The sequence below is a fragment of the Microcoleus sp. B4-C1 genome, assembly GCF_036705285.1.
Taxonomy (GTDB): domain Bacteria; phylum Cyanobacteriota; class Cyanobacteriia; order Cyanobacteriales; family Microcoleaceae; genus Microcoleus.
Genome location: NZ_JAUBUC010000011.1, coordinates 48,118 through 68,591 on the forward strand (window position 1 = coordinate 48,118; position 20,474 = coordinate 68,591).

Sequence of the window (20,474 nt, forward strand, 5' to 3'; positions counted from 1 at the left end):
AATCGAAAATCGAAAATCTAAAATCTAAAATCGATTGACCCGATCGCGCTTGAGTCCGATATAGTGATATAATCCAGACTATAATATCAACTTGATATAAATGCTTGAATTATCAGCACTTGGACTGCTACAGTTGCAACCCATGCACGGCTATCGGCTAAAGCAAAAACTGGAGCTGTTTATGAGCAGTTGCATCAGCGTCAACTATGGAGCGATTTACCCACTCCTGAAGCGCTTGGAAGAGCGAGGCCAGATTGCGACAATTGCCGAAGAAGCCGGAGATGCGGGCTGTCAGCGCAAAATCTACGGAATTACCGCCCAAGGGCGCGAACTCTGGCGGCAAAAAATGCTCGAACACCCTCAAGAAAGCTGGGTTAACAGTGGTTCCCGGTTCCAAATTAAGTTTTTCTTTTTTGGCGACTTAGAACCAGCAGAACGGCTGAAGCTATTGGAACACCGCTTGCGAGCCTGTTACACCCGTCAAGACTACATCGAAAGCCTCAAGAGCGAATATCCACTAACGGACGACTATCAATTTGCTTCTCGCGATCGCTGCGAGTCAGTGCTGGCGTCAGAGATTGAGTGGTTAACCGAGCAACTAGCCAAGGAAAAAAGTGCGATCGCCCGAGTGCGTGACTCCCCAACCTCCGCTGAATCCGCTGAATCCAAGGGAAAATCCTTCCAACTCACCCACTCAGGTGACTCGTAAGAAGGATGTGCAATCATTCCTGCCATCGTAACTTTTGAGAAATAACAAGAAGCTTTCCTAAAAATAATCACCCCTAGGCTTGGCTAACTGTGATGAGACTAAAGCCCTGCACATACCCCAACCCCATTAAAAAGAGACTTTCCCGATTCCATCCTGTTTAAAATCCCTTGTCATTATTCCCCCTTGTTGGAGGGGAACGCCGGAGAATCAAAGATTTCGCCCAAGTCTCAGTCAGAAGTTAAAAAAAATCTAAGTGGTGCTGCCCATGAGTTATTCTAAATCCCCAGAATCCGTCGTTGAAACAGAAGAGCAAAAACCTGCCACACCCGAACTGCACCCAACCGATGCAGACAGCGATCTACCAGAGGATTTTCCCGCCGTTGTCGATCGCCCGGAACCTGTTGCTAAACCACGATCGCGCTGGCCTCTAATTGCCGCGATCGCGATCGCCACAGGCGCAGCAGGTTTCGGCTGGTACTCGTGGCAATCAGGCCAGACTCGCGCACCGCAACAGGCAGCCGCCGCCCAACCCCCAGGCATACCAGTCAAGATCGCAGCCGTACAAACCAGCTCAGTCGAAGATGCTTCCGAATTTGTTAGCAGCTTAGAAGCCAAGCGTTCGGTACAAATCAAACCCGAAGCAGAAGGGCTAGTCACGGAGATTTTTGTCAAAGCCGGCGACTTCATAAATCAAGGGCAAGCCATCGCCCGCATGAAAAGCGACAGCGCCCAAGCTGACTTGAGGCAATCCCAAGCCAACCTGATCCGCGCTCAATCCCACTTAGCCGAATTGCAAGCAGGAGCCAGGCCCGAAGAAATCGCCCAAGCTCAAGCCCAAGTCGCCCAAGCCCAAGCCAACCTCGCTCAACTGCGATCGGGCTCTCGGCCAGAAGAAATTGGTCAAGCCCAAGCCCGCGTTAGCCAAGCTGAAGCCGACCTCGCCGATGCCGAAACAGGTAGCCTCTTAGAAGAAATCGCCCAAGCAAGAGCGCAAATAGAAGCAAGCACAGCCGAAGCAAAGTTAGCCAGCCAGCAACTTGCCAGATATGAGGCCTTGGCAAAAGAAGGCGCCGAATCCGCGAACACCCTTGAGCAATACACCCAAAAAGAAGGCAGCGCCAAAGCCAATCTCCGAGAAGCTCAAAGGCGGTTTGAGCAGCGACAAAAGAACAGACAAGCCGAGATCGAGCGTCGCACAGCAGCCTTGCAACAGCAGCGGCAAGCTTTGCGACAATTGCAAAACGGTTCGCGCCCAGAGGAAATAGCCAAAGCCGAAGCAGAAGTCGCACAAGCCAAGAGTAGATTAGCCCAGTTAGCCAACGGCACTCGCCAAGAACAGCTCGATCAAGCTGAAGCGCAAGTTGCCCAGGCCGCCGCTCAAGTGCGCGGCTTTGAAGTACAACTACAAGAAACTGCGGTCACCGCGCCCTTCGCAGGAGTCATCGGCGACATACCAGTGAAAGTAGGTGATTACTTGCAAAAAGGCAACGCTATCGCCACCCTGACAGAGAACCAATTGCTAGACTTGCGGTTATCAATTCCTTTGGAACGGATGCCTCAATTACGCTTAGGGTTGCCAGTACAAATGCTCGATGCTCAAGGTAAGGCGATCGCCCAAGGTCAAATCAGCTTTATCTCCCCGAACGTCAGCGCCAATTCCCAAACAATTTTAGCTAAAGCCACCTTTCCCAACCCCACCGGCGAACTGCTTAATCTCCAGTTTGTAAAAGCTAAAGTCATCTGGAAACAGAACCCCGGAATTTTAGTTCCAGTAACAGCAGTTACTCGCTTAGGTGGGGAAACTTTTGTCTTCACAGCTCAAAAGCCGGAACAGCCAAAACCTGGAATGCCACCTTTAGTAGCGCGGCAAAAGCCCGTGAAATTGGGAGCCATTCAGGGGAATAATTATCAAGTTATCGAAGGTTTGAAAGCCGGCGAAAAAATTGTTACCGCAGGCATCCTTAACTTGACAGACGGCGCTCCCATTATGGCTCAAGAGGAAGGGAAAGGAGCAGGGGAAAAATTACCATTAGCAAGCCAAAAATAAGGTATGTTGTTGCGCTTTAGCGCTCTTAATAGGTAAATTAAGAGCGCTAAAGGGCAACTACGTACCTTACGTGAAACTACTTGATTGCTCCGCTCTAAAAAAGGGGGCTATTTTAATTTTTGACGCAAGTGCAATTAGGAATTAGCAATTATCAACTAACAACTACCCATTACCCAAATAATGTTTGCAGATTTCTTTATTAAACGACCAGTCTTTGCTAGCGTCTGCGCCTTAATTATTGTTTTGGTAGGCGCAATAAGCATTCCCACATTGCCGATCGAACGCTTCCCCGACATCAGCCCCACCCAAATCAACGTCACAGCCAACTATAGCGGTGCCAATGCTGAAGTTGTCGAAAATGCGGTAACAAACATCCTAGAAAGGCAAATCAACGGCATTGAAGGACTGAAATATCTAACTTCCAGTAGCACTAACAGTGGAACTAGCACCATTACAGCCACCTTTGATACTTCCCGCGACAAAGATATCGCCGCCGTCGATGTGCAAAATCGAGTTGCAGTCGCTCAGCCACAACTCCCCGATGCCGTACAACGCACAGGAGTTACAGTTACAAAACAATCTAACAGCCTACTGCTGGCTATAGGATTATTTACCGAAAATAAAGAATACGATACCATATTTTTAAGCAACTACGCCGATCTCTATTTAGCAGACACTTTAAAGAGAGTAAAAGGCGTGGGCGACGTGCGAATTTTTGGGGAAAGACGCTATGCTATGCGCCTGTGGATCGACCCCAATAAATTAGCGGCTCGTAATCTAACAATGCAAGATGTAACAAGAGCAATTAACGAACAAAACTTGCAAGTTGGAGTAGGAAGAATTGGTCAAGAACCCGCCCCAGAAGGGCAAATGTATCAGATTGATTTGAGTGCAGAAAGTCGTCTCAAAAGCCCCACAGAATTTGAAGACATAGTTATTAAAAGCGAAGCAAATGGAACTTTAGTTAAGTTAAAAGATGTCGGTAGAGCAGAATTAGGAGCAGAAAATTATAACTCTTTCCTGCGATTCCGAGGTAATGACGCGGTGGGTTTAGGGATTTACCAATTACCCGGAAGTAATGCTCTAAATGTTGCCCAAGCCGTCAAATCAGAAATGGAGAAATTAGCGAAAAACTTCCCTCCGGGGGTGATACATAGAACCGCACTAGATACGACTCAATTTGTCCAAGAGTCAATGGCAGAAGTAGTCAAAACTCTGTTTGAAGCAGTCTTGCTAGTGGTGATAGTTATTTTTGTTTTCCTGCAAGATTGGCGCACTACGATTATTCCCACCATCACAATTCCCATTTCCTTGATTGGGACATTTGCCTTTATCAAAGCTTTCGGATTTACGATTAACAGTTTGTCTCTATTTGGTCTTACCTTAGCAACAGGTTTAGTGGTTGATGACGCTATCATCGTAGTCGAAAATATTGACCGTCTAGTCCGCCAAGGTATGAATGCCCGCCAAGCAGCTTCCGAGTCAATGCGGGAACTTTTTAGTGCTGTAATAGCCACTTCCTTAGTATTGATGGCCGTGTTCATACCAGTGGCATTTTTCCCAGGGACAACGGGAGCACTCTATAAACAATTTGCTCTGACAATTGCTTTTTCAGTGCTCATTTCTACCTTTATGGCGGTTACTCTTACTCCCTCACTTGCCGCTATATTACTGCGCCCAGGTAAGAAGTTTGGTGGCCCGTTGGGTTGGGTGTTTAACCGCATTAACATTTTTCTTGATTGGATACAAAAGAAATATAGAGAGTCCTTAATATTCTTAACACGATTTAAAACCCTTGTTACCCTGTTGTTTATTGCTTCTCTGGGATTCACCGCTTGGCTTTATTTAGCAGTACCCACCGCATTTATCCCAGAGGAAGACCAGGGCTATTTTCTGACAATTATTCAAGGGCCTCAAGGCGTTTCGCTGCAATACACTCAGAAAGTAATGGATCAAGTAGAACAAGAAATCCTCAAACTTCCTGAAGTTGTCGGGACTTTTTCAGTGGGTGGCTTTGGTTTTAGTGGTAATAGTTCCAATCAGGGGATTATATTTACTACCCTTAAACCCTGGAAAGAAAGGGAAGGTGAAGATCAAACTGTACAAGCGATTATTGGTAAATTGCAGGGTAAGTTTTTCTCGATTCCAGAAGCTAGAATTTTCCCTGTGAATCCGCCGGCTATTCAAGGTTTAGGTCAATTTGGAGGCTTCCAATTTCAATTGCAAGACCGCAAAGGTAACAGCGGTTTAGATTCTCTAGTTCAGGCGATGGGCGGGATTTTAAAGCAGGCGAATCAGACGCCCGGATTGCAGGCGGTATTTAGTACGTTTGCTGCGAATACGCCTCAGTTACTTGTGGAAGTTGACCGCAATCGAGCTAAGGCTCTAGATATTCCGATTAATGATGTTTTTAGTACGTTACAAACGGCTCTGGGTTCTCAGTATGTGAATGATTTTAATCTGCAGCAGCGCAATTATCGGGTGTATGTTCAGGCGGATAAACAGTTTCGTGATAACCCTGAAGATATTGGGAAATTGTATGTTCGCTCTGGAAAGAATGAAATGATTTCTTTGAGCAATTTGGTGAAGATAACTCCGGTGGTGGGAGCGCAAACTGTTAACCACTACAATTTATATAGGTCAATTGAAATTAGTGGCTCTCCGGCTCCGGGATCGAGTTCTGGACAGGCGATAAAATCGATGGAAAAGGTCTCGGCTGAAGTTTTGCCGTCGGGTTTTGGATATGAATGGTCGGGGAGTTCTTTAGAAGAAATTGAGTCGGGGGGTCAAGCACCAATTATTTTCGGTTTGGGGCTGATTTTTGTGTTCTTGGTTTTGGCTGCTCAGTACGAAAATTATGTCGATCCTTTCATTATTTTGCTATCGGTTCCTCTAGCAATTTTAGGTGCTCTTTTAGCTCAGTCGTTGCGGGGTTTGGCGAATGATGTTTATTGCCAGATTGGTTTGGTGATGTTGATCGGATTGGCTAGTAAAAATGCGATTTTAATTGTGGAGTTTGCGAACCAGTTACGGGAGCAGGGATATTCAATTACTAAGGCAGCAGTTGAGGCTTCTCAAGAGCGTTTACGACCGATTTTGATGACTTCTTTATCATTTATTTTGGGGATTGCTCCCCTAATTAACCCGGAAGGTGCGGGGGCGGCAAGTCGTAGATCGCTAGGGAATGCGATCGCGGGGGGGATGGTTGTTTCTACTGTCTTGAGTTTGTTTATAGTCCCGGTTCTCTATGTGGTGGTTGTCTCGGCTCGCGATCGCTTTCGGAAGCGCGATCGACTAGACAATCTGCCCGATGATGGTACAACTTTGAACGGCAAAACGAGTCCAGGCGAGGAGGTTGAACGCGATAAAGTATCGCCGCTGTAGTTGGTAATTAGTTCCTTTAACTATCCGGTTAGTGGTTCTTGCTGCAAAATATCCGACTATCTGTGCCACAGACTTTTTGATTGTTGCGACGCTGTGCGCCCACTATCGGGGAAGATTTTTTGTGCAGGTAGCGATCGCCCCCCATCGTGCAATAATGATATGACTTGCACAAAAGCTCTATTAGTAGGTAAATCTTGCCTACCTTACCGCTACATATAGCGTCTCAACTGTCAACCCGTGCAAGTTATCAATTAAACCGGCTGTTGCACTACACAAATTTTTCCTAATGGCTGAAGTCCCCCTAAATCCCGCAGAACTTGCAGAAGCCCTCAACGGCTTTACCGATATCAATTTCCAATTGCCAGACCCCGAAGACGAACAAATACCAGAGTTTGATTTTGAAAATCAGGTTGACAATGCCTGGAAAGTGTGCGATCGCTTCGACTTGCAAACCGACATTTGGCGGGGACGCATTCTCCGAACAGTTAGAGACAGAGAAAAAAAAGGTGGCGAAGGACGCGGCACAGGGTTTTTGAACTGGCTCAAAGAAAGAGAAATTGGCAAAAGTCAAGCCTATTCTTTGATAGAATTAGCTAATAGTGCCGACACTCTGATCCAGCAAGGAGATTTAGACCCAGATTCCATTAGAAACTTCAGCAAAAGAGCCTTTGTAGAAACCGCCAAAGCATCTCCCGAAGTGCAGCAAATGGTAACAGATGCCGCAGCAAATGGCGATCGCATCACCCGCCGCGAAGTCAAACAACTATCCGACGAATGGATGGCAATGAACTCAGATTTATTGCCAGAAGAAGTCAAAGAAAAAGCATCTACCGGTTCTCTACCTTCCCGCTACCTCGCTCCTTTAGTCAAAGAAATGGAGAAACTCTCTCCATCTCACCAAAGCGAAATTCAAAAAGAAGTAGCAGAAAATCCCGACGTAGATACTGTCAAACAGCTAACATCCGACGCCAAGAACTTATCAAAATATCTCGACGCCGCCGCCCAAGTGCAAGCTCTCAATCAGTCTCATTTAGACATGGAAATGGCCTTAGAAGAATCTTTGCGAGTAGGCTGTTTGGGAACCACCGCCGACGTTGTAAAACAAGCCGCACAGCTAGAACAAACAGTAGTCAAACTCTACACAATTTGGAAGCGTTTAGGCAGTTTGGCAGATAGATTGTACGTTGACACAGGAGCAAGCACACCCAATTTGCGCTTGCTTTTGGGATGCTTGGACAGTCTTTCGGGAGAAAAGATTGAAGTAGATTTCGGAGACGGAGAACGCTCTATTCGCTTGCAAATTTTCAGCGAATAGCTTTACTTTGACCGCAGATAAAAGCCAACATCCAGGCTCATTATCTGCGTCGATTCCTGTTCATCTGCGTTTAAAATTTCTGAGTTGTTTCCACAGATATCAGGGATACAAATAACGCCGATATTTGGTAAATAGTTCTTTCCCCAACAGCTATAACTACAGATCAAGTAGTTTTTTGGGTAATGTCCAGCGGCAGGAATGGCACAACAAATAAGACTGCCAACCACGGTAGAAAAGATAGGATAAATAAAAATAAACCGAGCTTTTGCATAGATTCACATAATACAGCTTTGATATCCCCTTTATCTGTTAGTCCACTTAAAGTGAACTTCGTTTGTATAGTAGCGATTTCAATCGCCTCCTTCACTACAAACTCCAATCTTGCACCAATGTCAGCAACAGGCTTTCCGGCCTGTTCCACAAATACTAAATGTTCTTGTGGAACAGGCATCTTGCCTGTTCTAGAGAATGGTTCAACAAATGACTACCAACTTAATTGCGTGGATTTTGTTTGTATAGTAGCGATTTCAATCGCCTCCTTCACTACAAACTCCAATCTTGCACCAATGTCAGCAACAGGCTTTCCGGCCTGTTCCACAAATACTAAATGTTCTTGTGGAACAGGCATCTTGCCTGTTCTGGAGAATGGTTCAACAAATGACTACAAACTTAATTGCCAAGCATCTCCACCTCAATTTTTAATCCCCGTTGCCGCAATCCCCCGAATAAACTGCCGCTGACCGGCCAAAAACAGCAACACCACCGGTACAGTTCCAATTACCACCGCCGCCATCAACAACTGCCAACTGCTAGTAAACTGTTCCTGAAACTCAGCCAAAACCAACTGCACAGTCCGCAACTGGGGCCTCGTCGTAAACACCAGCGGCTTAAACAAATCATTCCACTCCCCGATAAACGTAAACAAAAACAGCGTCACCAAAGCAGGGCGGGCCAAAGGTAACATCACCTGCCACAAAACCTGCCAGCGGTTAGCCCCATCCAGCATTGCCGCCTCCTCTAACTCCGCGGGAATTGTCATAAAATACTGGCGCAGCAGAAAAATCCCAAAACCGTTAGCCGCCGTCGGCAAAATCAGCGCCCCGTAAGTATTCAGCAGATGGCCCCACTTCAAAACCAAGAAAATCGGAATCACCAAAAGCTGAAACGGAATTACCAGCGTCGCCAAAACCCCCAACACAATCGCCTGTCGCCCGCGAAACTTCAGCCTGGCCAAGGCGTAACCGGCCAAAGCAGAAGTTACAACCTGAAAACCCGTCACTGCGATCGCCACTAGAGTAGAATTAAAGAATGCCAATAAAAAATTGCCCCGTCGCCAAGCCTCCTGATAGTTCGCAAAAGTCAGGCCTGTGGCCTTGACACCGACACCCGATGGTGATATTGAAACCAAGAATACAGCAGCCAGTGGCAGCAGCACCAGCGCAGCACCCGCCAGCAACAAAATAAAACTCAGCAGTTCCAGCGCATGAGACCTGTCAAAGGATTTACCCATAAATTTGTGAATTAACCTAAAATAATAAGCCTGTGACGTTCTCCAACCCGATCGCATCCCAGATTCCCATACAAGAACATAATAGTAGTAGAGGGAAAGAAGGAGTACCTAGGGAGGAAGTTGTGATTAGGATATAATGTTATAGATAGAGTTGGTACTGTAAAACCCTGAAAGGTGGAGACATAGACCGTATTTCTATCATCTATTTCCGGGCAAAAGATCGACTAACGACTAATTCAAGTAATTAGTAAATAGATAGCATTCTAGCGATAGTCTTTCTGGAGTGTTCGACGGCAAAAGTCCGGCAAACACGCACGCTTGACGCCAGTTTTTCCCGGAACGTCAAAGAAAAGTTCTTTGTCGAAAGCATCCTCAGCTATAATCTGTGATTTAGATGGGGTGCTTTCAAAATAGGTAAAGTGTACTGTCACTGACCCCCCATTTTAAAGGGGTTTCCCAACATCCCGCAAGCTTATATAAGGAGACTACATATCTATGCCCCAGCTTGAGGCCAGCCCAACAATTGACTTTCAAACCGAAACTTACAAAGATGCTTACAGCCGCATCAACGCCATTGTGATTGAAGGCGAACAAGAAGCTCACGATAATTACCTGACACTGGCCGAACTGTTGGCGGACAAAAAAGCAGAGTTAGTTGGCTTGTCCAAGATGGAGAACCGCCACATGAAAGGCTTCCAAGCTTGTGGCCGGAATCTTAAAGTCACGCCCGACATGGCATTTGCCAAGCAGTTCTTTTCGGAATTGCACAGAAACTTCCAAACGGCAGCGGCCGAAGGTCAGATTGTAACTTGCTTGTTGATTCAATCGCTAATTATCGAGTGTTTTGCGATCGCAGCTTACAACATCTACATCCCCGTCGCCGATGACTTTGCTCGCAAAATCACCGAAGGCGTCGTCAAAGAAGAATACAGCCACCTCAACTTTGGGGAAGTCTGGCTGCAAGCTCACTTTGAGGAATCCAAAGCCGAACTCGAAGCTGCCAACCGCCAAAACCTGCCCATCATCTGGAGACTGCTAAACTCTGTCGCAGACGATGCCCGCGTCTTGGGAATGGAAAAAGACGCTTTAATCGAAGACTTTATGATTGCCTACGGCGAAGCCCTAGGCAACATAGGCTTTAACAACCGCGATATCATGCGGATGTCAGCACAAGGCCTCGCAGCCTAGTTAACTTGGAAATAAGGAATGGGAAAAAAATTAAAAATTAAAAATTAAAAATGGGATAACTCATTTTAAAATATAAATTTTTAATCTTCCCATCTTCCATCTTCCATCTTCCATCTTCCACCTTCCATCTTCCTTCATTTGACAACTTAATGTTTGGTCTAATCGGTCACTTAACCAGCTTAGAACACGCCCAATCAGTAGCTAACGAGCTGGGCTATCCAGAATATGCCGATCAAGGTCTCGATTTTTGGTGCAGCGCACCGCCCCAAATAGTTGATCAGATCACGGTAACAAGCATCACTGGACAAAAAATAGAAGGTCGCTATGTCGAGTCCTGTTTTTTGCCAGAAATGCTAGCAACTCGCCGGATTAAAGCAGCTACTCGCAAAATCCTTAATGCGATGGCACACGCTCAAAAAAACGGGATTAACATCACTGCTTTGGGCGGCTTTTCTTCGATCATTTTTGAGACTTTCAACTTGCAGCAAATTAAGCAAATTCGCAATCTCAAGTTGGAGTTTGAACGCTTCACCACTGGTAACACTCACACAGCTTACATCCTCTGCCGCCAAGTAGAAGAAGCAGCCCCTAAATTGGGGATTGAACTTTCAAAAGCCACGGTAGCGGTTTGTGGTGCTACTGGCGATATTGGCAGTGCTGTGTGTCGCTGGCTCAATGTTAAAACAAATGTAGCAGAATTGTTGCTCATCGCCCGCGACAAAGAACGATTGCAAGATTTGCAATCAGAATTGGGTCGAGGGAAAATTATGGACTTGGAAGAAGCCCTGCCCCAAGCGGATATTGTAGTCTGGGTAGCCAGTATGCCCAAGGGAGTAGAAATTGACCCTAAGACATTGAAGCAACCATGTTTATTGATTGACGGTGGCTATCCGAAAAATTTGGCAACTCAGGTTCAGCATCCCGGAATTTACGTACTCAATGGCGGCATTGTGGAGCATTCCCTCGATATTGAGTGGAAAATCATGAAGATTGTCAATATGGATGTGCCGGGCCGACAGTTGTTTGCCTGTTTTGCTGAATCAATGCTACTGGAATTTGAAAAAATGTATACCAATTTTTCTTGGGGACGGAATCAAATTACTGTGGAAAAGATGGAGCAAATCGGTCATATTTCTGTCAAGCACGGTTTCAGACCTTTATTAATGTCAGTTTGATGTTAAAAGTCAACTGTTAAATTTGAAAATTTAATAGTTGACTTTTTCTTTGGCATCGGAATAATATTTTTCGGAGTGCAGCGCTAGCTTCCGGCTCGCGCTATATGATAATAATGATGATGTGACCAAATTTGATCTCATACAAAATTTAAAATTCAAAACTTCCAAATTTCCTCTCTTTTTCAGCATCCCCTGACAGGGTAGGATCTGGAAATAGTCGATCGACAAAACCTGACAAAACCTGACAAAACCTTATAGAAATTATCAGCGTGCCAAACCCAGACCGTAAACCCTTACTCTTAGATTTTGAAAAGCCCCTGGCCGAACTCGAAACCCGAATTCACCAGATTCGCGAACTCGCCGCCGAAAACAGCGTCGATGTCACCGACGAAATTCGCAAACTCGAAGCGCGTTCCGCCCAACTGCGACAAGAAATTTTCAGCAGCTTGTCCCCCATGCAGCGGCTGCAACTAGCCCGTCACCCGCGCCGCCCCAGCACCCTCGATTACATTCAGGCAATTAGCGACGAGTGGATCGAGCTTCACGGCGATCGGCGCGGCGGAGACGACCCGGCCCTCGTCGGCGGAATTGCCCGCATAGACGGGCGTCCCACAGTCATCATCGGCCATCAAAAAGGGCGCGACACTAAAGACAATATCGCCCGCAACTTCGGCATGGCGGCTCCCGGTGGCTATCGCAAAGCCCTGCGGTTGATGGAACACGCCGATCGCTTCGGAATGCCAATTTTCACCTTTATCGACACTCCGGGGGCTTGGGCGGGCTTAGAAGCAGAACAGCTCGGACAGGGAGAGGCGATCGCCTGTAACCTCCGCGAGATGTTTCGCCTCGACGTTCCCATTATTTGCACCGTCATCGGCGAAGGCGGTTCCGGCGGCGCATTGGGTATCGGCGTCGGCGAGCGGCTGTTAATGTTAGAACATTCCGTCTACACCGTCGCCACCCCCGAAGCTTGCGCGGCGATTCTCTGGAAAGACTCCGGTAAAGCTAACTTGGCCGCAGAAGCTCTCAAAATCACTTCCTGGGATTTGAAAAACCTCGGCATTCTCGATCAAATAGTACCAGAGCCGATCGGCGGCGCTCACTCGAATCCCCTCAAAGCTGCCTCCATACTCAAACAAGCTTTGTTAGAAAACTTAGCAGAACTAACCCAGCTTACGGGTCAGCAGCGACGCGAACTCCGGTATCAAAAATTTCGCCACATCGGTGTATTCACTGAAATTGCGGCTTGAGCTGATCGATTCAGAGTTATCAGTTATGAGTTAAAAATTCTTAACTTTAAACTCATAACTCACAGCTCATTATTCTGCGGATCTGTCAGCAGTGTTATAATTTCTCAGGTGACACGGCTTAACAGTTCTTAATGTTTATCTCATAATTAACTGTGATCACCCGCAGCAGACAGTTGTCTAATTTGCCGATGAAGGCTGCAACGCTGTAGGGAGTTGCCGAGCGAAAGTATTAGGACACTGAATGAACCATCCAACAACAAAGCAGGCTCTGATTACCGGAGCCAGCAGCGGTATTGGCAAAGCGACGGCTCTAGCGTTCGCCGCCGAAGGCATAAATCTGGCCTTAGTTAGCCGAGAGTCGGAAAACTTAGAAGCCGTTGCCGCAGCAGCCCGAGAAGTCGGAGTGAAAGCAGAAGCTTATCCCTTAGACTTGGCAAAAATTGAGCAAGTGCAAAGCAGCATCAGCGCGATCGCAGCTCAATTGGGTTCCGTAGATATCCTGGTAAACAGCGCTGGCATGGGCTACACCGGCTCCTTGACGGAAACGTCCCTAGCCGACTGGCAGAGCGTTCTAGACCTCAATCTGACTAGCGTTTGGCAGTGCATTTTAGGAGTTTTGCCCTCCATGCGCGATCGCCGATCGGGAATCATCATCAACGTTTCCTCGATCGCCGGCACCCAAGCCTTCCCCAACTGGGGAGCCTACTGCGTTAGCAAATTTGGTCTCATGGCTTTGTCTAAAACCTTAGCCGCCGAAGAACGGGCTCACGGAATTCGCGTAACAGCAATCTGTCCCGGTTCTGTCAACACTCCCCTGTGGGACACAGACACCGTGGACGCCGACTTCGATCGCAGCGCCATGTTAACCCCAGAAATCGTCGCCCAATCAATTCTGCACGCAGTTCAGTTACCAGCGAGTGCAGTAATTGAAGAAATCACGCTCATGTCCAACGCAGGAGTTTTGTGAACTTGAGATTTTAGACTGCTGGATTTTTCTCGAATTCAACAATCTTTGAATCTCTAGCTATAGCGGTTCTCAGATAAATGAGGTATACAGAAACCCTGTAATGTCAAGCTTTCCAGGTCAAAATTCGTACCTCACATTTTTGAGAAAGGCTATATATCCCCCAATCGAAAATCTAAAATCGAAAATCGAAAATCGATTCACCCTCACACCAACTTGTTATGACAATTGCATCTTCCGCCGATTCCAATGGGTCGAACTCTCTCTCGACTGACAGCATGAAACTGTTACAAACCGCAGACAACAACACCCCGCGCATCCCAACTCGACCCGATCGCAATTCCTCCCACGGTCAAGAATCCAGCGTGCCCAAACCATCAGAAGTAGGCATGGAAGAAATGATGGAGGCCGTTCGCACAATGCTGCTGGGAGTAGGAGAAGATCCTGAACGGGAAGGATTGCTCAAAACCCCAAAACGGGTAGCAGAAGCAATGCGGTTTCTCACCAGCGGTTACAGTCAATCCCTAGAAGAACTCCTCAACGGCGCTATCTTTGACGAAGGCCACAACGAAATGGTACTGGTACGAGACATCAGCGTATTCAGTATGTGCGAACACCATATGCTGCCGTTTATGGGTAGAGTTCATGTCGCTTACATTCCCAACCAAAAAGTAGTGGGATTGAGTAAATTAGCCCGAATTGCTGAAATGTACAGCCGCCGATTGCAGGTGCAAGAACGTTTGACACGCCAGATTGCTGAAGCAGTTCAGACAATATTGGAACCGCAGGGAGTAGCTGTAGTAATGGAAGCCAGCCATATGTGCATGACGATGCGGGGTGTGCAAAAACCTGGTGCTTGGACGGTTACAAGTGCCATGTTGGGCGTGTTTCAAGAGGAACAGAAAACTCGCGAAGAATTCCTGAATTTGATCCGCCACCAACCGGCATTCTTTTAGTCATTAGTTATTAGTCATTAGTCATTAGTCATTAGTCATTAGCCAATCACTTTTTTCCTGGTGGCTAGCGATCGAGCAATTTGGTCACTAGCCCCCAGATTCATCCGCAGTCGCAATTCTTCAATCTAAAATCTAAAATCTAAAATCGGATGACGATCGACTGATAAACCCATAAAATAGACGGGTGACTCATGACTTGTGACTAAATGAATCCTATCAAATTCGGTACAGATGGCTGGCGCGGCATCATTGCTGACGATTTTACATTCGATCGCGTAGCGTTAGTCGCTCCCTTAGCGGCACAAGTTCTCGCACAAACCGGCGGCAGCGATGGCAGCAGCGGTACCGTAATTGTCGGTTACGACCGCCGATTTCTGGCTGAAGAATTTGCCTTCACAGCGGCTGTTGCCGTCCAAAACGCAGGATTTGACGTGCTGCTGAGCGAATCCTACGCCCCCACTCCAGCTTTCAGTTTAGCTGCCAAACAATTAAATGCTTTGGGTGCGATCGTCCTGACAGCCAGCCACAATCCCGGTGCATATTTAGGGTTAAAAGTCAAGGGCGGATTTGGCGGTTCAGTTTCGCCCGAAGTTACTCAACAGATAGAAGCAAAACTCGAAAATCCGGCGGCAATTTCAGCAACTCCCGGCAAATTAGAGAATTTCAATCCTTGGCCGGCTTACTGCAAAACCTTGCGGGAAATGGTAGATATTGAGGCGATTAAAGAAGCGATCGCCAGCGGTAAAATTACAGTATTTGTAGATGTAATGCACGGTGCCGCCGCCGGAGGATTAGCTCAAATTTTAGAAGAAACGGTGCACGAAGTCAACAGCGATCGAGATCCGCTGTTCGGCGGCGGTGCACCCGAACCTTTGCCGCGCTACCTGTCGCAGTTATTTCGGGTGATGCGTACTCACCAGCGAAAAAGTTCTGGTTTGTCCATTGGATTTGTATTTGACGGAGATAGCGATCGAATTGCAGCCGTTGACTCTAGCGGCAACTTCCTCAGTTCACAAATCCTAGTTCCCATCTTAATCGAACATTTAGCTTCACGGCGCGGCTTGACCGGGGAAGTCATCAAAACAGTCAGCGGTTCAGACATAATTCCCAAAATTGCCAAGCTGTACGACTTGCCATTATTTGAAACGCCGATCGGTTACAAGTATATAGCCGATCGAATGTTAACCACCCAAGTCTTAGTCGGAGGCGAAGAATCAGGAGGAATTGGCTACGGTACACACATACCCGAACGAGATGCTTTGCTGTCAGCGCTGTACTTATTAGAAGCCGTGGTCAAATCCGGGGAAGACTTAAGCGAAATTTACAGCCGACTGCAACAAGAAACAAGCTTTACTTCAGCGTATGACAGAATAGACTTGCACCTAGCAAACATGGAAGAAAGGTCGCGTTTGCTGTCCCTGCTGCAAAATCAACCCTTAACAGAAATCGCCGGCAAAGCAGTTGTAGATTGCAACAAAGTGGACGGATATAAATTTCGTTTAGCAGACGGAAGTTGGCTGTTAATTCGGTTTAGCGGAACCGAACCAGTGTTGCGGCTGTATTCAGAAGCAGCGACATTGAAAGAAGTCATGCAAAACTTAAACTGGGCGAAAAATTGGGCGCATAATTAATCGGACTTTTCCACCGCAGATCAACGCAGATGAACGCAGATGACTCGATATCAAATCTCTCTTTCTCTGCGTCCTCTGCGCCCTCTGCGGTAAAAAAAATCTTACTCACCAATGAAATACTATTGCTATATAGCAATCCTAAATGATTATACTCGTTACCAGGCTCTGCCTGGTAACGCATATCCGGAGGCTCTGCCTCCATAGTCTCCGCCGAGGCAGAGCCTCTGGACATCGGTTCCCAGGCAGAGCTTGGGAACCAGTTAACCAGTTATTGAAACTGATTTAGGATTGCTATATCAGATAAATTTTAGGATAAAAGCAAATGGCTTACAGCGATTTCAGTCTGGCGAGAGTCAAAAAAGATTTTGGATTAACCTTAGATGAAACTCGCAATTTATTTGCCGACACAAAACCAGTTTCACCATCAGAAATTTTAACAACAATCCTGATTGATTATGTACCGCTAGCAACTTTTATTTCCACACAAAAAGCTCGATCGGAATTTTTGATTGCCCCGATTTTAGCCGAAGTTAGGCGATTGTTAAACAAACGAGTTTCTCTTTTTTCCGGTAAGGATTTTACTGTCGATCCAGAAAGAGGTTTGCAAGGATTTTGCGATTATATTATTAGCGGTTCTTCAGAACAATTGTTCATCAGTGCTCCGGTTATAACAATTTTTGAGGCAAAAAAGGAAGATATCATTGGGGGTTTGGGTCAATGCGTAGCGGCAATGGTAGCGGCCCAATGTTTCAATCAAAACCAAGATAGTGAGGTCGATCGCATTTACGGGGCGGTGACGACGGGAACTAACTGGAAATTCTTGATTTTGGAGGAAACTACTGTTTATATCGATCCGATTGAATACTATATTCAAGATGTTGATAAGATTTTGGGAATTTTGTTGCAACCATTTTCTCCATCTTTTGTTAATATGGAGCCATAAGTTTTAAGAGAAATAATGACCGATCGCAAATTGCTAGTTGTAGCTACGGGCAATCCAGGTAAACTCAAGGAAATGCAAGTTTATCTTCAGGATTTGGGATGGGAATTGGAACTAAAACCGGAAGAGTTGGAAATCGAGGAAACAGGCGAAACTTTTATTGCTAATGCTTGCTTGAAGGCGTCTGAAGTCGCAAAAGCAACGGGCAAATGGTCGATCGCCGATGATTCTGGTTTAATGGTAGATGCACTCAACGGCAAACCTGGGATTTACTCCGCGCGCTACGGGAAAACCGATGCTGACAGGATATCTCGACTTCTCAAAGAAATGGGAAGCGAACAAAACCGGGAAGCACAATTTGTTTGCGCGATCGCGATCGCTCGTCCCGACGGTACAATTGCCTTGCAAGTAGAAGGAATTTGTCGGGGCGAAATCCTGCACACTCCTCGCGGTACGGGAGGTTTCGGATATGACCCCATTTTCTACGTACCCACACAGCAACAGACTTTTGCCGAAATGACACCGGATATCAAGCGATCGCACTCTCACCGCGGCCGAGCCTTCCACGCTCTAATACCACAAATGGCGAACCTTGTCAACCCCTAATGAGTAAAAAAGCCAAAACAGTCGGTCACTGTGGCATTGGATATTGAGACTTAGGTATCAGAACTAAACAGGAAATAGGTTTTTCCTGGGCAAAGACCAGTTACCAAATACCAATGCCCAATGCCCAATGCCCCCAGTATCTTAGATTGCCTCCAAGTTCTTTTCCCCAGTCCGAATCCGAATAATTTGTTCTACAGGAGAGATGAAAATCTTGCCGTCGCCAATCTCGCCCGTGCGGGAAGCCGCGATAATTTTATCAACCACCATGTCAACCTGATCGTTTTCCACAACAATCTCGACCTTGAGCTTTTGCAAGAACTCAACGGTGTACTCAGAACCGCGATAGCGTTCTGTCATGCCCTTCTGACGGCCAAAACCTCTAACTTCAGAAACAGTCATCCCCACAATACCAGCATTGACGAGTGCGATTTTCACTTCGTCTAGTTTAAAGGGGCGAATAATAGCTTCAACCTTTTTCAAGTTTTTCACTCCTAACAGTTAGTACCTTCGTTATATTACTTAAATCGCGTGACATCTTTTAATATCACTGCTAGTATTAAGTATTTTGTAAAATATACTACCTTATTTTGTACTCGCGATGAGAGGCACGCCAATCTTTAACAATATTCTCCCATTGGCCCGAGGCGCGGGCTCTCCGCTCCGATAGATCGCGGTAGAGTGAAAAAGACCCAAGCCCTCCGCCACGGATCTGCTAAAACAGAAAAAGAACCCAGGAGACAGGAGTTTTCCGAGTTTCCGCTTTGCTATGTCAGATTTGCACATATTGCTGAAAACTATAATTGCCAGAGGCGGTCAGTTAAACTATTCTTATGCACCCAGCCAGCCCTCCCCCTGACCGCAGCGGGCTTGATGCCCTACTGAGAAATCGCCCCTTCCTCGCCTTGTGGACGGGCCAGTTATTGGCCCAAGTGGCGGATAAAATCTTTTACGTATTGCTGATTATTCTGCTGAAAACCGGCGACTACCGACCCTGGCCGGTTTCTTGGCAACATTCGGAAAATTCTATGCTGTCAGCGGTGATGATCGCCTACACCGTGCCAGCGATCGTCTTTGGTTCCGTAGCCGGTATCGTGGTAGACCGCTTTTCCAAAAAGCAAATGCTGGTCGCCTGCAACGTGATTCGAGCCGGGTTGATTGTAGCTTTGCCGTTTTTGCCCAAAGCTTTTGTGGTTTTGTTGACGATGACGTTTTTAATCTCTACCGTAACGCAATTTTTTGCTCCTGCAGAAGCGGCCGCCGTCCCCCTGGCCGTGGGGCGAGAGGGACTGATGTCAGCAAATGCTCTGTTCGCCTCGTCCACAATGGGCGGGATCATTATTGGGATGACGATCGGCGAACCGCTGTTTAGTTGGGTCAAACACAGCTTCGGCTCAGCTTCTCAAGAGTTTTTGCTGGGCGGGTTGTACCTGATATCAGCAGGTTTGATCTATGCCATGCAGATCAAAGAAGGTCATGTCGGCAGCAGTGGCAAAAACGTCCATCCTTGGCAAGACCTCAAGGAAGGTTTGCGGTATGTGAAACACAATCACCTTGTCAGCAACGCGATGGTGCAGTTGACCATTTTGTATTCCGTGTTTGCGGCGCTTCAGGTGCTGGCGATCGCGCTTTCAGGCAAAATAGGTCTCAAAGAAACTCAATTTGGCTTTTTGCTCGCTGCTGCGGGAATTGGAATGGTCTTCGGCGCAGCCTTTTTGGGACACTGGGGTCATCGAATGCACCACAAACCTCTGCCTTTAATCGGTTTCTTGATGATGGGTTTTGTATTAGCAATGTTTGCCTTTGCCAGACACCTTTGGGTGGGATTCGGATTGAGCGCTCTGTTCGGTTTTGGTGCTTCCTTAATTAACGGCCCGATGCAGGCTCTGATTCAAGAAAAAACTCCAGAATCTATGCGGGGTAAAGTCTTTGGATTTGAAAACAATGCGATTAATATTGCTCTGAGCCTGCCTTTAGCACTGACTGGCCCGCTAACGGATGCTGTCAGTAATGCCGTCGGCGACGATGACTTGGGCTTGCGGATCGTGTTGCTGGGTTTGGGCTTTTTGGTCTCGGTGATGGGCATGGCAGCTTGGAAACATACTCGCAAAGTCTTGCAGGATGTTCTCTGAACTTTGCCAAGAAGGAAGAAGCAAGAGGGCTTGGTTTTCGCGATCGATCCATAACATAGCAACCGCCCTGATGATTAGGACGTTCTTAATTGCTCAAACGATTAGTTTTTCTTGTCGAATGCCGAATCAAGAATGCTATACAAGCGTCATATCACGGTAAACCGGCATAGAAACCGCGATTTCCTCTGTTTCTTTTGAGCCTCTGCTGTTCCACAATTTCGCGATCGGACACCGCCCGATCGCCAAACTTTTTGTAAAATATCAGCAGTCAAATTTTCAGAGTTTGACTATTGAGATTAAAGTATAGCCTTTCGATCTCTCATATGAGGTACTCATGGGCATAGGGCATAGGGCATAGGGCATAGGGCATAGGGCATACCTCACCACGCTTGAGAACCGCTATAGTATTATAAAACATCATTAAGATTGTAAACATCAATAGACAATGGTAGTATCATATAGCCAGATGATTAATGCCGATGCTAACGGGTCTTATAATAGTATTTTGAGAAAAGCAATCCCAAATGCGTTTAGCGATGGGATAGGGAGCTGCGTAGTTCAGCCGAGGCGGGTTAATCCGCTCAAAGTAAAAGCGAAAGGGGAGGGACTTCATGCCTCCCACGTCATGTAATAGATGACTATAGTTTTACAAGCTATAAAAGCTTTCATT

Annotated in this window: 17 protein-coding genes and 1 pseudogene; 14 read left to right on the plus strand and 4 right to left on the minus strand. The window is 46.6% G+C overall.

Annotation, left to right across the window (positions count from 1 at the left end):
* Positions 1 to 100: 100 nt before the first annotated feature.
* From QUB26_RS06615 to QUB26_RS06630, 4 genes are all read left to right on the plus strand, one after another.
* Positions 101 to 709 (plus strand): PadR family transcriptional regulator, encoded by a 609-nt coding sequence (locus tag QUB26_RS06615; RefSeq protein ID WP_333238362.1) that lies wholly within the window; start codon positions 101 to 103, stop codon positions 707 to 709.
* Between the two features lie 265 nt (positions 710 to 974).
* The gene (locus QUB26_RS06620; protein ID WP_333238364.1) at positions 975 to 2,756 is read left to right on the plus strand and encodes an efflux RND transporter periplasmic adaptor subunit; all 1,782 of its coding nucleotides are present in this window, start codon (positions 975 to 977) and stop codon (positions 2,754 to 2,756) included.
* A 180-nt stretch (positions 2,757 to 2,936) separates the two neighbouring features.
* The gene (locus QUB26_RS06625; protein ID WP_333317207.1) at positions 2,937 to 6,140 is read left to right on the plus strand and encodes an efflux RND transporter permease subunit; all 3,204 of its coding nucleotides are present in this window, start codon (positions 2,937 to 2,939) and stop codon (positions 6,138 to 6,140) included.
* A 286-nt stretch (positions 6,141 to 6,426) separates the two neighbouring features.
* The gene (locus QUB26_RS06630; RefSeq protein ID WP_333138731.1) at positions 6,427 to 7,455 is read left to right on the plus strand and encodes a hypothetical protein; all 1,029 of its coding nucleotides are present in this window, start codon (positions 6,427 to 6,429) and stop codon (positions 7,453 to 7,455) included.
* Between the two features lie 163 nt (positions 7,456 to 7,618).
* Here the strand turns inward: QUB26_RS06630 and QUB26_RS06635 are convergent, their stop codons facing one another.
* The 3 genes from QUB26_RS06635 to QUB26_RS06645 all read right to left on the minus strand — a co-directional run bounded on the left by QUB26_RS06635 (position 7,619) and on the right by QUB26_RS06645 (position 8,965).
* Positions 7,619 to 7,906, minus strand: a complete 288-nt coding sequence (locus QUB26_RS06635; RefSeq protein ID WP_333317209.1) for a hypothetical protein — start codon at positions 7,904 to 7,906, stop codon at positions 7,619 to 7,621.
* Between the two features lie 33 nt (positions 7,907 to 7,939).
* A complete protein-coding gene (locus tag QUB26_RS06640) occupies positions 7,940 to 8,083 on the minus strand; it encodes a hypothetical protein (protein ID WP_333317211.1) in 144 nt (47 codons plus the stop codon).
* 63 nt (positions 8,084 to 8,146) lie between these two features.
* The gene (locus QUB26_RS06645; protein WP_333238370.1) at positions 8,147 to 8,965 is read right to left on the minus strand and encodes a carbohydrate ABC transporter permease; all 819 of its coding nucleotides are present in this window, start codon (positions 8,963 to 8,965) and stop codon (positions 8,147 to 8,149) included.
* A gap of 495 nt (positions 8,966 to 9,460) precedes the next feature.
* Between QUB26_RS06645 and QUB26_RS06650 the strand changes: the two genes are divergently transcribed.
* The 8 genes from QUB26_RS06650 to rdgB all read left to right on the plus strand — a co-directional run bounded on the left by QUB26_RS06650 (position 9,461) and on the right by rdgB (position 17,675).
* Positions 9,461 to 10,153 (plus strand): aldehyde oxygenase (deformylating), encoded by a 693-nt coding sequence (locus QUB26_RS06650; RefSeq protein ID WP_333051511.1) that lies wholly within the window; start codon positions 9,461 to 9,463, stop codon positions 10,151 to 10,153.
* Positions 10,154 to 10,302: 149 nt separating this feature from the next.
* Entirely contained in the window at positions 10,303 to 11,328 is a 1,026-nt protein-coding gene (locus tag QUB26_RS06655) for a long-chain acyl-[acyl-carrier-protein] reductase (protein WP_333051513.1), read from the plus strand.
* A gap of 269 nt (positions 11,329 to 11,597) precedes the next feature.
* The gene (gene accA, locus QUB26_RS06660; RefSeq protein WP_333238375.1) at positions 11,598 to 12,578 is read left to right on the plus strand and encodes an acetyl-CoA carboxylase carboxyl transferase subunit alpha; all 981 of its coding nucleotides are present in this window, start codon (positions 11,598 to 11,600) and stop codon (positions 12,576 to 12,578) included.
* A gap of 241 nt (positions 12,579 to 12,819) precedes the next feature.
* Positions 12,820 to 13,545 (plus strand): SDR family oxidoreductase, encoded by a 726-nt coding sequence (locus QUB26_RS06665; RefSeq protein WP_333238377.1) that lies wholly within the window; start codon positions 12,820 to 12,822, stop codon positions 13,543 to 13,545.
* Positions 13,546 to 13,763: 218 nt separating this feature from the next.
* Positions 13,764 to 14,498 (plus strand): GTP cyclohydrolase I FolE, encoded by a 735-nt coding sequence (gene folE / locus QUB26_RS06670; RefSeq protein WP_333051519.1) that lies wholly within the window; start codon positions 13,764 to 13,766, stop codon positions 14,496 to 14,498.
* 206 nt (positions 14,499 to 14,704) lie between these two features.
* Positions 14,705 to 16,129 carry a phosphoglucomutase/phosphomannomutase family protein gene (locus QUB26_RS06675; protein WP_333317213.1) on the plus strand — a complete coding sequence of 475 codons (1,425 nt, stop codon included), beginning with the start codon at positions 14,705 to 14,707 and terminating at the stop codon, positions 16,127 to 16,129.
* A 322-nt stretch (positions 16,130 to 16,451) separates the two neighbouring features.
* On the plus strand, positions 16,452 to 17,072 hold the full coding sequence (locus QUB26_RS06680) for a hypothetical protein (RefSeq protein WP_333317215.1): 621 nt from the start codon (positions 16,452 to 16,454) through the stop codon (positions 17,070 to 17,072).
* 15 nt (positions 17,073 to 17,087) lie between these two features.
* Positions 17,088 to 17,675 (plus strand): RdgB/HAM1 family non-canonical purine NTP pyrophosphatase, encoded by a 588-nt coding sequence (gene rdgB, locus QUB26_RS06685; RefSeq protein ID WP_333317217.1) that lies wholly within the window; start codon positions 17,088 to 17,090, stop codon positions 17,673 to 17,675.
* Positions 17,676 to 17,816: 141 nt separating this feature from the next.
* Here the strand turns inward: rdgB and QUB26_RS06690 are convergent, their stop codons facing one another.
* Entirely contained in the window at positions 17,817 to 18,155 is a 339-nt protein-coding gene (locus tag QUB26_RS06690) for a P-II family nitrogen regulator (RefSeq protein WP_006633346.1), read from the minus strand.
* A gap of 350 nt (positions 18,156 to 18,505) precedes the next feature.
* Between QUB26_RS06690 and QUB26_RS06695 the strand changes: the two genes are divergently transcribed.
* The gene (locus tag QUB26_RS06695; protein WP_333051525.1) at positions 18,506 to 19,804 is read left to right on the plus strand and encodes an MFS transporter; all 1,299 of its coding nucleotides are present in this window, start codon (positions 18,506 to 18,508) and stop codon (positions 19,802 to 19,804) included.
* A 454-nt stretch (positions 19,805 to 20,258) separates the two neighbouring features.
* Positions 20,259 to 20,435: pseudogene (locus QUB26_RS06700) on the plus strand (RNA-guided endonuclease TnpB family protein); the annotation flags it as partial.
* Between the last annotated feature and the right edge of the window lie 39 nt (positions 20,436 to 20,474).

Coding starts and splice junctions, on each gene's coding strand:
- QUB26_RS06615 (WP_333238362.1), top strand. CDS start 101: ATGCTTGAATTATCAGCACTTGGACTGCTACAGTTGCAACCCATGCAC.
- QUB26_RS06620 (WP_333238364.1), top strand. CDS start 975: ATGAGTTATTCTAAATCCCCAGAATCCGTCGTTGAAACAGAAGAGCAA.
- QUB26_RS06625 (WP_333317207.1), top strand. CDS start 2,937: ATGTTTGCAGATTTCTTTATTAAACGACCAGTCTTTGCTAGCGTCTGC.
- QUB26_RS06630 (WP_333138731.1), top strand. CDS start 6,427: ATGGCTGAAGTCCCCCTAAATCCCGCAGAACTTGCAGAAGCCCTCAAC.
- QUB26_RS06635 (WP_333317209.1), bottom strand. CDS start 7,906: ATGCCTGTTCCACAAGAACATTTAGTATTTGTGGAACAGGCCGGAAAG.
- QUB26_RS06640 (WP_333317211.1), bottom strand. CDS start 8,083: ATGCCTGTTCCACAAGAACATTTAGTATTTGTGGAACAGGCCGGAAAG.
- QUB26_RS06645 (WP_333238370.1), bottom strand. CDS start 8,965: ATGGGTAAATCCTTTGACAGGTCTCATGCGCTGGAACTGCTGAGTTTT.
- QUB26_RS06650 (WP_333051511.1), top strand. CDS start 9,461: ATGCCCCAGCTTGAGGCCAGCCCAACAATTGACTTTCAAACCGAAACT.
- QUB26_RS06655 (WP_333051513.1), top strand. CDS start 10,303: ATGTTTGGTCTAATCGGTCACTTAACCAGCTTAGAACACGCCCAATCA.
- QUB26_RS06665 (WP_333238377.1), top strand. CDS start 12,820: ATGAACCATCCAACAACAAAGCAGGCTCTGATTACCGGAGCCAGCAGC.
- folE (WP_333051519.1), top strand. CDS start 13,764: ATGACAATTGCATCTTCCGCCGATTCCAATGGGTCGAACTCTCTCTCG.
- QUB26_RS06675 (WP_333317213.1), top strand. CDS start 14,705: ATGAATCCTATCAAATTCGGTACAGATGGCTGGCGCGGCATCATTGCT.
- QUB26_RS06680 (WP_333317215.1), top strand. CDS start 16,452: ATGGCTTACAGCGATTTCAGTCTGGCGAGAGTCAAAAAAGATTTTGGA.
- rdgB (WP_333317217.1), top strand. CDS start 17,088: ATGACCGATCGCAAATTGCTAGTTGTAGCTACGGGCAATCCAGGTAAA.
- QUB26_RS06695 (WP_333051525.1), top strand. CDS start 18,506: ATGCACCCAGCCAGCCCTCCCCCTGACCGCAGCGGGCTTGATGCCCTA.